Origin of the sequence: Pontibacter locisalis (assembly GCF_042684605.1) — a bacterium.
In the GTDB taxonomy this organism is placed as follows: Bacteria; Bacteroidota; Bacteroidia; order Cytophagales; family Hymenobacteraceae; genus Pontibacter; species Pontibacter locisalis.
The window spans coordinates 537,884-552,722 of record NZ_JBHULU010000015.1; the positions used below are offsets into that span (position 1 = coordinate 537,884).

Annotated in this window: 7 protein-coding genes; 5 read left to right on the forward strand and 2 right to left on the reverse strand. The window is 44.5% G+C overall.

From position 1 onward, the window contains the following. The first annotated feature begins 4 nt into the window (after positions 1 to 4). From sov to ACFSRY_RS12690, 5 genes are all read left to right on the forward strand, one after another. The gene (gene sov / locus ACFSRY_RS12670; protein WP_377507918.1) at positions 5 to 7,156 is read left to right on the forward strand and encodes a T9SS outer membrane translocon Sov/SprA; all 7,152 of its coding nucleotides are present in this window, start codon (positions 5 to 7) and stop codon (positions 7,154 to 7,156) included. 59 nt (positions 7,157 to 7,215) lie between these two features. Continuing rightward, positions 7,216 to 7,596 (forward strand): glycine cleavage system protein GcvH, encoded by a 381-nt coding sequence (gene gcvH, locus ACFSRY_RS12675; protein ID WP_377507921.1) that lies wholly within the window; start codon positions 7,216 to 7,218, stop codon positions 7,594 to 7,596. Between the two features lie 71 nt (positions 7,597 to 7,667). Then, the gene (locus ACFSRY_RS12680) at positions 7,668 to 7,994 is read left to right on the forward strand and encodes a VanZ family protein (protein ID WP_377507924.1); all 327 of its coding nucleotides are present in this window, start codon (positions 7,668 to 7,670) and stop codon (positions 7,992 to 7,994) included. 50 nt (positions 7,995 to 8,044) lie between these two features. Then, on the forward strand, positions 8,045 to 9,316 hold the full coding sequence (locus ACFSRY_RS12685; RefSeq protein WP_377507927.1) for a M28 family metallopeptidase: 1,272 nt from the start codon (positions 8,045 to 8,047) through the stop codon (positions 9,314 to 9,316). Between the two features lie 192 nt (positions 9,317 to 9,508). Further along, positions 9,509 to 12,157, forward strand: a complete 2,649-nt coding sequence (locus ACFSRY_RS12690; RefSeq protein ID WP_377507930.1) for a S8 family serine peptidase — start codon at positions 9,509 to 9,511, stop codon at positions 12,155 to 12,157. Positions 12,158 to 12,482: 325 nt separating this feature from the next. Here the strand turns inward: ACFSRY_RS12690 and ACFSRY_RS12695 are convergent, their stop codons facing one another. Together ACFSRY_RS12695 and ACFSRY_RS12700 are read right to left on the reverse strand one after the other, a co-directional pair. Then, entirely contained in the window at positions 12,483 to 13,286 is an 804-nt protein-coding gene (locus ACFSRY_RS12695; protein WP_377507933.1) for a M57 family metalloprotease, read from the reverse strand. A 313-nt stretch (positions 13,287 to 13,599) separates the two neighbouring features. Next, entirely contained in the window at positions 13,600 to 14,400 is an 801-nt protein-coding gene (locus ACFSRY_RS12700) for a M57 family metalloprotease (RefSeq protein ID WP_377507936.1), read from the reverse strand. Between the last annotated feature and the right edge of the window lie 439 nt (positions 14,401 to 14,839).

Genomic DNA, 14,839 nt, shown 5'->3' on the forward strand with positions numbered 1-14,839 from the left:
CAATTTGATCTGGAAAAGTAAAAAAAACACCCTGCTCCTGGCAGCGGTTGCAGCTATCTCTTTGCTGGCTTGGTGGACCCAAGCTGAGGAGTTGCGTTCGCGGAGTAGATTTAGCTATACTATTCTACAAAATCTACTATCCAGACAAGATACAGTAAAAAAAGACACTACTTATATACCTAGCCGTAAGCCAACTTTTGTACCAAGCGACCGACGCGGCAATCCTTTCAGCACCCGATCTTCCAGTTCCCCTCTTCTGCTGGGCCAGCCTAGCAATTTACAGCTGAACGTGGAGCTGGATGACAGCCTTAAGCAGTATAATATTACGGAGACCATCGGCGACATTAACTATCGCCCTCCCTCCTCCATGACGATGCAGCAGTACTCGGAATGGCAGCAACGCGAAGCAATCCGTAATTATTGGAGAGCAAAGTCTGCAGGTCTGGACGGTGAAAGCGTGGTAAGCAGCAACCGACTAATTCCTAAAATCTATATCAGTCCGGTATTTGACCGTATCTTCGGAGGAAATTATGTAGACATACAGCCCAATGGTAATGTCTCGCTGAAATTTGGCGCACGCTTTAATCGTAACCAAAATCCAACTATTCCGCTCCGTCAGCAACGTACCGGTGACTTTGATTTTGATCAGAATATCTCTCTGAACCTGGTAGGTAAGATTGGAGAGAAAATGCGCATCAATTTTAACTGGGACAACAACGCCAACTTCGACTTTGAAAATAACATGAAGCTGGACTATACGGGTTATGAAGAAGAAATAATTCGTAAGATTGAGGCCGGTAATGTAAGTCTACCCCTCAATAACTCCCTTATAACGGGTGCTCAGAACCTATTTGGTATAAAAACGCAGCTACAATTTGGCCGGTTAGGAGTTACAACCATTGCCTCTAATGTACGTGGCCGGAACGATGAAGTGATTATACAAAACGGGGCGCAAAACAAGCCGTTTCTGGTTAGGATAGATGAATATGACAAAGACCGGCATTTTTACCTGTCTCAGTTCTTCAGAAGTCGCTATAACCAGGCACTGGCCAAGCTGCCGTTGGTCAACTCCGGTATTGTTATTCGTCGTTTGGAGCTGTATGTAACGAATAACAACCGCTCTACAGAAAATCTACGGAACATGGTGGCTTACATGGACATAGGTGAGCCTGACCCGTACCGTGAGCAATTCGACAATGGTCGCCCTGGCTCAGCTCCAGCCGATAATGAAGCTAACTCACTCTACAGCATCCTTACAAATTCGACTGCACGCGATAATACAAGAGTAGATGAGTACCTGAGAAGCCGTGGATTACAAAAAGGAATAGACTTTGAACATGTACGCGCACGAAAGCTAGATCCACGTGAGTATAAATTTAACCCACAGTTAGGATACATTTCCCTGAACACTGCCCTTCTGCCTGACCAGGTGCTGGGTGTTGCTTTTGAGTATACCTACAATGGCAAAACTTACCAGGTGGGTGAGTTAATAGAAGATTACCAGAACCTGGATGATCAGAAGGTGATCCACATGAAGTTATTGCGTGCCACAAACCCTTCTCTTGAATATCCTACCTGGGATCTGATGATGAAGAACGTGTACAGCCTAGATGCTACGCAGCTTAACCGGGAGAACTTCCAACTACAGGTAATTTACAAAGATGATGAAACGGGTGTTGACATCACCAGCTTAAAGGAGCCAAGTCCGATTCAGAACATTCCGTTGATAGAGGTACTTAACCTGGATAACGTCAATTCGAATAACGACAAACCAAGCGACGGTAACTTCGACTTTTTACCGGGCATCACTGTAGATCCGGAAACAGGACGCATTTTCTTTCCGCAGGTAGAGCCTTTTGGAGATTACCTTGCTCAGAAGCTGGAGGGAAGGCCTGAATTGATTGAACGATATGTATTCCAGGAGCTGTATGACCAGACACAAACGGATGCACAGCAGAATAACGTAAAGGCAAAGTTCTTCCTGAAAGGTCGCTTTCAGTCTACAGCCACAGACGAAATTATACTTCCGGGTTTCCGTATTGCTGAAGGTTCTGTAGCAGTATACTCCGGTGGCACAAGACTGGTGGAAGGAACCGACTACCAGGTATTTTATGATTTAGGACGAATCAAAATCCTAAACCCAAGTTACATCAGCTCTGCCAGTGACCTGCGCGTGACCTATGAAAAAGCAGAACTGCTAAACATTCAGCCACGCTCTATGCTGGGGGCCCGCTTCGACTACAGGTTGAGCGAAGACCTAAACTTGGGAGCCACAGTGCTGCACCTGAGCGAGCAGCCTTATATAAATCGTGTAAGTATTGGAGATGAACCAACAAATAACACGATCTACGGCTTTGACTTAAACATGCAGAAAGAGTCGCGTTTCTTAACAAAACTTACAGATGCGATTCCACTTATCCAGACTAAGGTACCTTCTCTTGTATCCTTTAGCGGGGAATTTGCCCAACTAGTTCCGGCCAGGACCAAGTCTTCTGTTAACGAGGATGGAGCCTCTTATATTGATGACTTTGAAGGTGCCGAAACACCTTACAGCCTCGGAGGCTTTAACAATGCCAGTTGGCGCTTAGCTGCTACTCCTGCCCCATTAGTGCCAGGAGCAGGTTTAGCTTACTCTTATAACCGGGCAAAATTAGCATGGTACACCATTGATCAGATTTTTTACCGGGATGCTGACGGTATTCGACCAAAGAACATCAACAAACAAGAGCTACAGAACAATTATGTCCGTCCTGTGCTAAGAAATGAAGTGTTTCCTGGCCGTGACCCAGAAGTATCAAATACCTTCGAGTACACCTTTGACCTTGCTTACTACCCTAGCGACAGGGGCCAGTATAACTATAATCCAAACCTGACACCACAGGGCCGCCTGGCTGGTGACCCCCGAAAGAACTGGGGTGGTATAAGCCGTGACATATCTTTTGACACGGACTTTGACAATGCTAATATCGAATACATTGAGTTCTGGCTGATGGACCCTTTCATCACAGGACCAAATGGCAGAAAAGACGATCAAGGAAATCCTGTTACCAGCAATGAAGGAGGTGAGCTGGTTCTAAACCTGGGCAGTGTTTCAGAGGATATTCTAAAAGATAACCTGTATGCTTTTGAAAATGGTTTGCCAACATCGGGGGACAATCTGCAAAATATACAGGAGACAATCTGGGGTCGCATCACTACGCAGCAGTTCTTGACAGATGCTTTCTCAGGTGTACCGGGAGCCCGAAGATTTCAGGACATCGGTTTGGATGGCTTAAGTGATGATGCGGAACGTTCCTTTTTCCAGAACTCATTCCTTAACCAGATTCCTGGTACTCCACCACAGACGGTACTCGATGACCCTTCAGCAGATAACTTCCTGCATCACCTGGACCCTGCTTATAATGATCAGAACGCTGGTATACTTGCCCGCTATAAGAATTTCAATGGCATGGAGAATAATTCTCCTGAAAACAGCCGCTTCTCAAATTACGCCTTCCCGGATAAAGAAGACCTGAATAGAGATAACGTTATAAATGACGTTGAGCAGTACTACGAGTATAAAATTGACCTGGAGCCAGGAAAGTTGAATGTTGGGCAAAATTATATTGTAGATGCCGTAAAAAGCGGTGATGTAACATGGTATCAGTTTAGAGTACCTATTCGCCAGCCTACTGGCACAGTGGGTAATATCAACGGCTTTAAGTCTATCCGCTTCATGCGAATGTACCTGACAGAGTTTGCTGACCCGGTAGTACTTCGATTCGTGCAGTTCCAGTTTGTCGCTAACCAATGGCGCCAGTACCTACAGCCGCTCACCGATGGCAACCCTTGCTTAACCTGTACCGAAGAGGCGAAGTCTTTTACCATATCCACAGTAAACATAGAAGAAAACGGGCAGGCAGTAGAGGGGGAAATTCCTTACAAAGTCCCCCCTGGCATACAGCGCCTTCGCGACTACTCTTCTACGAACGATCGCCGCCAGAATGAACAGTCTTTACAGCTCTGCGTGGAGGACCTGAAAGACTCCTTCTCTAAGGCTGTTTACAAAAACATCTCTCTGGACATGCTTATCTATAAGCGCCTGAAGATGTTTATACATGCTCAAAGTCCAAACCAAAATTTAAGGGATGGAGAGATGCAGGCTTTCATAAGAATTGGAACAGACTTTACTCAAAACTACTACGAGTATGTGGTGCCGCTGCAGATCACTCAGCGGGGAAGCCAGACAGCGGAGGAAATCTGGCCAGCTGGGAATCAGGTTGATATTGCACTACAGGATTTTGTAGATGCCAAAGTAAGAAGAAACCTTGACCCTAACTCCAGCCGCTTTAAACCTTATGAGATAAACGTTAACGGTAAAACTATAAGAGTAGTAGGTAATCCTGACTTTAGTGAGGTGCAGGGTGTAATGATTGGTATTCGTAACCCAAGTGACAATGGCCAGCCACACTCGCTTTGCATGTGGGTAGATGAACTACGCGTAACTGACTTCAGGAACGAATCTGGTTGGGCAACCAATGCCAGGTTAAATACGAAGTTAGCTGACTTTGCCAACATAACAGCTACCGGTGCTTACACTACGATAGGTTTCGGTGGTCTTCAGCAGAAAATAGCGCAGCGGGCGCGTGAAAACACAGCTCTTTTTGATGTAAGTGCTAATGTGGTTGCTGATAAATTCCTGCCTGAAAAGTTGGGCATCAGGGTGCCGCTTTCTGTACAGTATGGCACCATGACAAGTGAACCTCAGTTTGACCCGCTGGATAAGGATGTGCCGCTGGAACAGTCTTTATCAAGGTTTGATTCGAATGAGGAGAAGAGAGAGTATAAACAGGAAGTAACCACACGTGAGACCCGGAAGAGTATAAGCCTGTTGAACGTTCGCAAAGAACGTACAGACCCTGATGACAAAGTGAGGCCTTACGACATAGAGAACCTCTCCTTCTCTTATTCCTATGCTGAACGTGAGTTTACTAACATTGAAACAGATAGAGATTTCACTAAGACTTATAATGGTGCTGTTGCGTATACCTATGCCACTACGCCTAAAAACATTGCTCCTTTTGCGCAAAGTGAGAGCCTGAAATCTCCGTACCTGCGCCTGATCAAGGACCTGAACTTTACACCGCTGCCGAGCAGCTTTGCTTTCCGTGCCGACTTAGACCGTCGTTATAACGAAACATTCCTGCAGCGCCGCGATCCTGAGACTGGTTTAATCACCACAAGAGGCATTGACCCTACTTTCCAGAAGTACTTTTACTTTAACCGGATTTACGATCTGAAGTGGGATTTAAGTAAGAGCCTTTCGTTAGACTATACTGCTACAAACAGGGCTGTTGTAGATGAGCCGGATTTCAGAATAAACAACGAAGTTGATTCACTGGCTTACAAGAACAAGATCATTTGGGATAACCTGAAAGAATTTGGCCGTAATACCAACTTTAATCAGTTAGTAGCTCTTAATTACAAATTGCCTCTGGAGAAATTCCCGCTGGTAGATTGGATGGGCGCCGAAACACGCTATGCCGTTACTTACATATGGACGGCCGGTTCCACGGCTCTTAACCGTGAGGCCGATTTTCAGTTGGGTAACACCGCAGAGAACAATTCAGAATTCAGCGTGAATGGTAAATTTGACCTGGTAAAGCTGTACAATAAAGTAAAATTCTTAAAAGCAGTTAATTCGCCTGTTCCTGTTGGTACACCTGTAGCACAGGCACCCAATGATACTACTGCTAAGAAATCAGCTTCAGAAATGAAGTTCGCCAGAGGACTTGCCAAAATATTGATGATGACGCGTTCTGTAAACTTCACCTATCTGGAGAATCGCGGTACATTACTGCCTGGCTACTTACCAGGCACCAAACTGTTTGGCTTCAATGATGGTTTCGAGGCTCCTGGTCTGCCGTTCATACTTGGCAGGCAGTATGATCTGGATGAACTGTATCTGAAGGCGAGAGATAACGGATGGTATACAGACAGCAGCCAATACCTGAACACGCCGCTAAGCTCAATTTTAACAGAGACGTTTACGGCGCGTGCAAACCTTGAACCCTTCCGTAGCTTTAATGTACAGCTGGATGCACGTCGTACTAAATCTATTATTGAGGAGACCTTCTATCGCAAAGAGTTTGATGATTTCGGTGAAGTGGGCCAGGTGGATCAGCGTCAGAACCCATTCAGTACAGGTTCCTTTAGTACTTCTTTCATAGCGCTGGGCACCTTGTTTGAGTCTACTACCGCTGGCACCTCAGAAGCATTTGATAACTTTATCCGCAACCGCTATGCAATTCGTGAAAGGCTTTCTAATGCAAATGTTGCTGCCGGAGACTCTGGTTATACTTTAAATTCACAGGAAGTGCTTATGAAGTCATTCCTGTACGCTTACCAAGGCCGTGATATTAATGGCTATAAGGCAAGCTCTGATAATCCGTTCAAGCGCCTGCCTATTCCAAACTGGCGTATCGACTACAATGGTTTGTCGCAGTTGCCATTCTTCCAGAAGTGGTTTAGCCAGGTAAACCTGACGCATGCCTATAACTCAAGCTATAACATTACCAGTTTCACCACATCGTTGGCTTATGATCAACAGCCGGCCGGCTTCCCTACAGAGAAAAACAACTTTGGGCAGTTGGTACCATACTACATCGTAAATCAGTTAACGGTAGCAGAAAGATTGGCGCCGCTGTTGGGTGTAAATTTCCGTACAAAAACGAATTTCACGGGCCGTATTGAATACAAGATAGAGCGGAACCTTTCCCTGAACCTGACAAACGCACAGGTAACGGAAACAAACGTGAAAGACTATGTAGTAGGCTTCGGGTACAGCACGAGCAACTTCCGTATTCCGTTCAGGATAGCCGGTCAGAGCCGTGTGCTGGAAAATGAGTTAACCATGCGCCTGGACTTCTCAGTCCGTGAGAACCAGACGGTACAGCGTGCCATAGCCACAGATGATCAGGGTATTGAGCGCAGCCAGAACCAGATCACGAATGGTACACGCCAATTGCAGCTGCGCCCAACTATTGATTATGTATTGAGCCAGCGTGTAAACCTACAGTTTTATGTGCTACGCACAGTTTCTGATCCGAAGATATCTACCTCATTCCGCAACAGCATGACCGAAGGTGGCGTTCAAGTGCGAGTTAGTTTGCAATAAAGTTTTGGCATTGCAAAAAAGGCCGTATTTTTGAACAGTAATCTTAACCAGAGAAATAAATGAACTTACCTGAAAACCTAAAGTACACCAAAGACCACGAGTGGGTGCGCATCGAAGGTGATACAGCTTTTGTAGGCATCACTGATTTTGCACAGGGCGAACTTGGCGATATCGTTTACGTTGACATCGACACTGTAGATAAAGAAGTAAGCCAGGAAGAAGTGTTCGGCACAGTAGAAGCTGTAAAAACTGTTTCTGACCTGTTCAGCCCATTGAGCGGAACTGTACTTGAGTTCAACGATAAGTTGGAGAGCAGTCCTGAGCTTGTAAACTCTGATCCTTACGGAGACGGATGGATCATCAAAATGTCTATCTCTGATAACAGCCAGGTAAATGATCTGCTTACTGCAGATGCTTACCGCGAGCTGATTGGTCAGTAACTTTCAGAAGAGACTAAGTAGGTTTGATATTACGGTATAACCTATTTACTATACTTTGGGCAGCAGTGATAATGTTAACAACACTGCTGCCCTCTTCTTCTATGCCCTCGCTCTCGATCTGGGAGCTTTTCTCCTTCGACTCCTTTGCCCACGCTTTTTTGTTCATGGTGCTTACGTTCCTGATGATCGTAGGACTCACAAAGCAATTCACGTACGTTAAGCTGCGGCATTATGCGGTCCGTGCCAGCCTCTTCGTCTGCACGATGTTTGGTATCTTAATTGAACTCCTGCAGCACTTCTTTATCTATGGTCGCCAGGGTGACATAATTGATGTGCTAGCTAATACATTAGGCTGTTTAATTGGTATCGTGGCTTTCAAATGGATTTACATCTGGTAAATCCCCTGTAGTCTCTTTTACATTATCCGGTGCTTGCTTATCTTTAAGAGATGAAGCAACTCCTTAATTTCCTGCTACTTCTACTGTTGAGCTCTCCTGCCGTTTTTGCTCAGGACATGATACGTGTTCGCCAAACGGTGGACACTCTTGCATCCAGGTACTTCCACGGTCGTGGGTACATCAGAAGCGGAGATGAAAAAGCCGCCGATTATCTTCGCAACAGGTTTCAGGAAATGGGTCTGAAATCTTTCGAAGATTCCTACCTCCAGCACTTCAGCTTTCCTGTAAACCGGATCGTAGAGACTCCAGAGTTGCAGATAGACGGGAAAGCGTTAGTAGCCGGAAAACATTTTGTAGCCCAAGCATCATCTAACTCGGGCGCAGGTAAAGCCGAATTGCTTTTTCTCGATACCTTGATTTTCACAGATCAGGCCGCAGCATACAATTTCTTTTCTCAAAAGTTTAAGAGTAAAGCCCTGGTTATCCGTCAGCAGGATTTAAATAAACTAAACGAACTTCCGCAGCCATACAGACAGAAGCTACATCAGGCAAAACTCCACATCATACTTCAGCCTAAAGCTTTAGTGAGCACTGTGGCACTGAAACAACAGGCAACACCAGTACTAGAGGTAAAAGAAAGCCTGTGGCCAGCGAACGCCAAACAAGTAGGGTACAACATCAAAGCAGAGGTAAACCCTCGCCACAGAGCCCAAAACGTGATTGCCTATGTAGAAGGAAGTGCTAAGCCGGATTCCTTTATCGTGTTCACAGCACATTATGATCACTTAGGAGGACAAGGGGAAGGAGTATACTTTCCGGGAGCCAATGATAATGCCAGTGGAACAGCAATGCTGCTGGAGTTGGCCCAATACTATAGTCAGCCAGATAACAAACCTGACTATAGTATCGCCTTTATTGCCTTTGCAGCTGAAGAAGCGGGCTTACTTGGTTCCTTTCATTATGTGCAAAATCCACTTTTCCCGCTACAGGATATCAGGTTTCTGATAAATCTTGATTTATTAGGTACCGGAGAAGAAGGCATGATGGTAGTAAATGGAAAGGTACATGAACCAGAGTTTGCCTTGCTCACTAGCCTTAACAAGCAGCACCAATATCTACCTCAGCTAAAAAGTCGTGGCAAGGCGGCTAACTCAGACCATTATCCTTTCTCAGAGAAAGGAGTCCCGGCATTCTTCTTCTATACGTTAGGAGGCACCACTGCTTACCACAACACGCAGGATTATGCAGACCAGTTGCCGCTAACAAAGTTTACAGAAGTATTCCAGCTGATTACCAATTTTACGGAACAACTTCAGAGGTAGGCTGGCATAACCTTTATCTGTTAATATAAGAACGGCACACACTAAAGAACAAGGCTAGATAATCTGATATTATAACCTATAATTTCTTGTGTTAAGGCGGATTTGGGTATTGTGAATATCAAGGCGTTTCTATAGATTTAATATTATTTTGATTTCTCTTGTCCGGAGAATCTGATTTTTAAACGTTCTGGTATGCCGAAATTTTACAGGTCTAACAGCAGTCATCTTTTACTGTTGCTCCTTCTATTTTTGCCCCTTATTTCGTCTGCTCAGAACAGAGGGGATATCCTGCTGCAAAAACAGGCAAAACAAAGGCTTGCCCCTACCCTACACCACGCATTACATAAAAACACAATCAGTTCTTACAGGGTAACCGTTAATGACAAAGCTGCCTTTTTAACCTGGCTCCGGGAACACAAATTAGCGACTGCCTCTAAAGAGCTGCAAGATATTTCGAATGGATTTTCTTTATCTGCGGTGAGCCGTTCGCAACTCAAGCAGTTGGTAGCGTGCCCTTATATCACATTCATTGATCGTGCAAACAGAGTACCACAAGAGGAAGCAGAGTTGAGAGACGTAAATTTCCCTGCTAACAACATTACAGTTGTACAAACACGATACTCCGAACTCACTGGCGATGGCATGGCCGTGTCAGTGAAAGAAGGAGCTTTTAACCCTAATGATATAGATCTTAAGGCGCGTGTGCTTGCTCCTGAAGCATTTAGTTCAAGTCATACGCCACATGCCACGACCATGGCCACCATCATTGCCGGCGCTGGCAACTCAGGCCCAAAAGGAAAAGGTATAGCTACGAAGGCACTTTTGGCAACATCGGATTTCAAAGAGCTTTTCCCTGATAACAGCGTCACGCTCCTTAGCAAAGGTGTAGGCGTACAAAACCACTCCTATGGCGTAGGTGTAGAGAATTACTACGGCCTTGAGTCGGCAGCTTACGATCAGCAAACGTTTCAGAGCCCGCAACTGCTACACGTTTTTTCTTCCGGTAATAGCGGCAACAAACAAAGCGAGACTGGTGCTTACGCTAATATTCCTGCCTTTGCTAATCTTACAGGTCAGTTTAAAACTTCTAAAAACACCCTGAGCGTAGGTGCTCTTGAACCAGGCAACAAGGTAGGGCTGCTTAGCTCCAGAGGCCCCGCTTACGATGGACGCATAAAGCCTGAGGTCGTAGCTTATGGCATAGGAGGAACATCTGAAGCCGCTGCAGTTGTATCTGGCGTGTCGGTACTTGTACAGCAGGCTTATAAACTACAGCACGAAGGAGAGCTTCCTTCTGCCGCTCTTGTTAAGGCTGCACTTATCAATAGCGCTGATGACGTTGGTAAACCAGGGGTAGACTTTGAGGCCGGTTTTGGCAATACAGATGCCTTAGGAGCAATCAGAACTATAAAGGAATTACGGTTCAAGGAAGCTGCCCTTCTACAGGATGAGCAAAAGAGTTTTACCATACTTGTGCCTGAGGGCACTAAACTCCTGAAAATCACTCTTGTGTGGCACGAGAAAGAAGCGACTCCTAACGCTCCTAAAGCACTAGTAAATGACCTGGATTTGGTAGTAAAGCACAAAGAGTCAGGGAGTAACTGGCACCCTTGGATACTTAGCACATTTCCTCACGCAGACTCCCTGGCCAAGCCTGCTAAACGGGGGCTGGATCGTTTAAATAACGTCGAGCAGGTAACTGTAGCGACACCTGCTGCCGGCACTTATGAACTGGTTGTAAGTGGCTATAAAATACAAGACAAAGCTCAGAATTTCAGCTTAGTTTATGAATTTGAGCATGAACTGGAGTGGTTATATCCCTCTTTAGGTTTAAGTTTAAAAGCAGGAAGCACAAATGAAATCCGCTGGCAGGGGAGCAACGCTAACGAAAACATTCAACTGGAGTATAGGCTTGCAGGAGAAAGAGATTGGACACTAATCAAACAGGTGAGCGGACCGACTCTTCAGTTTGGCTGGAGTGCGCCGGACACCATAGCCATTGCACAATTAAGGCTCACAACAGGGGCTACCAGCATTGAATCGGAGCCATTTATCCTCACTAAACCTTTAAAGCTAAAGGTCGGATTTGATTGTACAGACAATGCAATGGTGCACTGGCCTTCTTTAAAAGGAGTTCAGGAGTATCAGGTACTGCACGTGGACAAGGCATATCTTTCGCCTCTACTTACCACCAGTGACACGCTTGCTGTGATCAATAAACAAACGCTACAGAATATGAGCGATTTTGTTCTGGTTGCTCCAGTTATAAATGACATGCTTGGAGAAACCAGCGATGCCGTTGCATATGCCCGTCAGGGAGCAGGTTGCTATGTTAGAAGCTTCCTTCCAAACCAGTTTGTAATGGATTCTATACTGCTGAACCTGGAGCTCAACACCCTTTACCAAGTTGCCACCATCACCCTGGAGCGGAAACTGAATGGAGCGTTCAGCCCTGTAGAGAAAATAAACCCTGTAGTTAATCAACAGTTTAAGTTGCACGACCCTTCACCGAGCCTCGGCAGCAACTTTTACAGAATTAAAGTAGAAACAACTAGCGGTGCTGCATTCTTCAGTTCTGAAGAAGAGGCCGTTTACGCACCAGAGAATTTCATTCAGGCGTATCCCAACCCGGTACAGGCAGGGCAACCATTGCATGTAACCGTTTCTAATGATTCTGCTCAGTTACAGTTGTATGACAGGCTAGGAAGACTGATCAGAGTATCGGAGGAGTTTGGGATGATAAAAACTCTTGAAACTACCGGCCTCCAGAAGGGTCTTCACATCCTCCGCCTTAAAACAGACACCGGAAGTTACATCTCAACTAAAGTGATTATACTTTAGCTAGTTCGGAATAATAACCTACTTTTTCATTATCCAGAATGCTTCCCCAAGTCCCTGCTCTGGAACTCGGATTTAATTGTTAAAGAAGCATAAGCTTACCCTTTCATTAAATCAATCAGGTTTCCTTTCTTTCGGCTTTCTCCAAGCGAAGTTTACCAATTGAGGTTTAAGTAGAGTAACTATTTAGCTTTAAGGCTTGCTAAATCATTATTATGATTTACAGTTTACTCTTCCTTTTAGCAGAATTCCATAGCTCCTCTATTTCCCCTAAAACAAAAAAGGCTCCTGCTTAACGCAGGAGCCTTTTTTGTAAATTTATTAGCTACTAGTATAAGTAACCTAGCGCTATTTTGTCATTTGAATTAAACGGACGGTTTTGGCCAGATCCGATACAAGCAAGCATCCAGGAGTTAGGATCCTGAGCTGTTGGCGTACCAGGGATGTGTACAGCACCTACTGAGCTTGCGCCTTCGTTAGTGTAGCCACCACCACAGCTATAGCTTCTGTCCATGTAGTCTGTATGACGGAAACCGATGCAGTGACCAATCTCATGCGCCAGAATAGTTCCGAACCAGTTAGTATCAGGATTTCTACCAATGTGCCTTTCCGCTACCTTGATCAGGTTGTGAGGATCACCGGCAGCTGTAGGGAAACCAGCAGAAGCTAAATACTGAGCTGACTTAGGAGCAGCAACAATAGAGATGTCTCCACCAGAAGATACGCGCTGCATCGTGATTGTCAAATTCTCTGCATTAAAACGAGCGATAGCTTCATCCAGCGCAGGCACATAGCTTGATGGCAAACTAGCGTCCATTGATACTGTAATCAACCTTGATCCAGAAACGGCAACAACATTTGTTGTACGGTATTGCTCTACTTCCCCAACGCGAAGAGCTTTTGTGTTGTGAGCAGCTGTTAGGTCGTTCTGAGATAAGAAAATATCTCCTTCAACAACATAACCACCATCAACCACCTGCACATTTTGGTTGTTAAAGCCAAGGCTTTTGATCTGAGTCAGCACTTCCTGCGAAGCTTCTTCTTTGTTAGAAACTTCCTCTTCCTGCTGGCAAGATGAAAAACCAAGCGTAGCTACTAATGCCGAGAATAATAGTAAACGTTTTGTAAGCATAATTTTAAAAATTTTAAGTTAGACATAAGTGAAATATAGGGAGTTGAAAACAATAAACAAACATATTTTTTATTTATTTAAAGTGTTTAAACAGCGATTTAAGACTTTTTAGAAGGTTCGTATATATAGAAACTAAATTTATGATTATTCAAATATTTTCACCCCTACAAATGAACCTTTGTTGCACCTGTTACTTTATGGCAAATGCAACAAAGATTCATCTACAAAGACAAACGCTCCTGATTTACCATAAATAAAAAGGAGCCATCGCTCCCCATGCGATGGCTCCTTTTACAGATAAAGTCAGTAGTAGTTAATACACGTAGTTAAGTGCTGTTACATCGTTGGCGTTGAAGTAACGATTCACACCTGCACCGATACAAGCAAGCATCCAGGAGTTAGGATCTGGACCGGTTGGTGTACCAGGGATGTGTACAGCACCTACTGTGCTTGCACCCTCATTATAATAGGAACCACCGCAGCTATAGCTTCTGTCCATGTAGTCTGTGTGACGGAAGCCAACAGTATGCCCCATTTCGTGGGCCAGAATAGTAGCCAGGTAGTTAGTACCAGGACTAGAACCAAGATAGTCTGAGTTAACTTTTACACTGTTGTATGGATTACCACCTGAAGGGAAACCGGCAGAAGCCAGGTAAGTAGAACCTGATGGAGCCTTGGAGAAAAGAATCTCATAATTTGAAGAGACACGCTGAAACTTGATTCTTAGGTATTGAGCGTTGTAGCGACGTATTGCCTCATCCAGAGCTGAAACATAAGAAGATGGCAAACTAGTAGTAATAGCTACCCTGATCGTACGGCTGGAGCCTACACTGACAAGGTTGTTTGTACGATATTGCTCAGACTCACCAACACGCAAGGCTTTCTGATCATATGCACTGGCTAAATCTTTCTCGCTTAAGAAGATATCGCCTTCAACAATATAACCACCTTCAGCTCTTTGCACGTTTTGGTTGTTGAAGCCCATGTTTGCTATCTGGTTGAGCGTTAAATCAGAGACCTCCTCCTTATTAACAACCTCCTCCTCCTGCTGACATGAGGTAAAACCGCATGTAAATACTAATGCAGCTAAAACTAGTAATCGATTTACTTTCATAAACTAAACAATTAAAGGTTAAACATATAATTTTAAACAGAAAACCATCCGAGAAAATGTACCCTAAAAAACAGAATGACAGTAATTGCGGGTTTCTGCTAGCCAAGGCTATCCCTGGCTGCACATTATATAACACCCACAAAAACTAGTTTGCCAAACCATTATAATAAGGTCATTCAAACTCGTTGTTTAAACTCCTTAACTACAATTGTTTAGTTGATCAAATGTATACCTTGCTGCGGCTATAAAAAGAGGAATATGTGCAACAGAAGGTAACATAGCATATACAGTTAGCCACATGCATAAAAAAGAAGAAAATGAAGTATTTAGTTAAAATTCCTGCTTCATAAACACTAAAAAGTAACAAGTTTACTTTTTGTACTATTACAGCAATATTGCCTTAATCATCTACAGCAAAAAAAAAAGAGCCCGCGGCTAG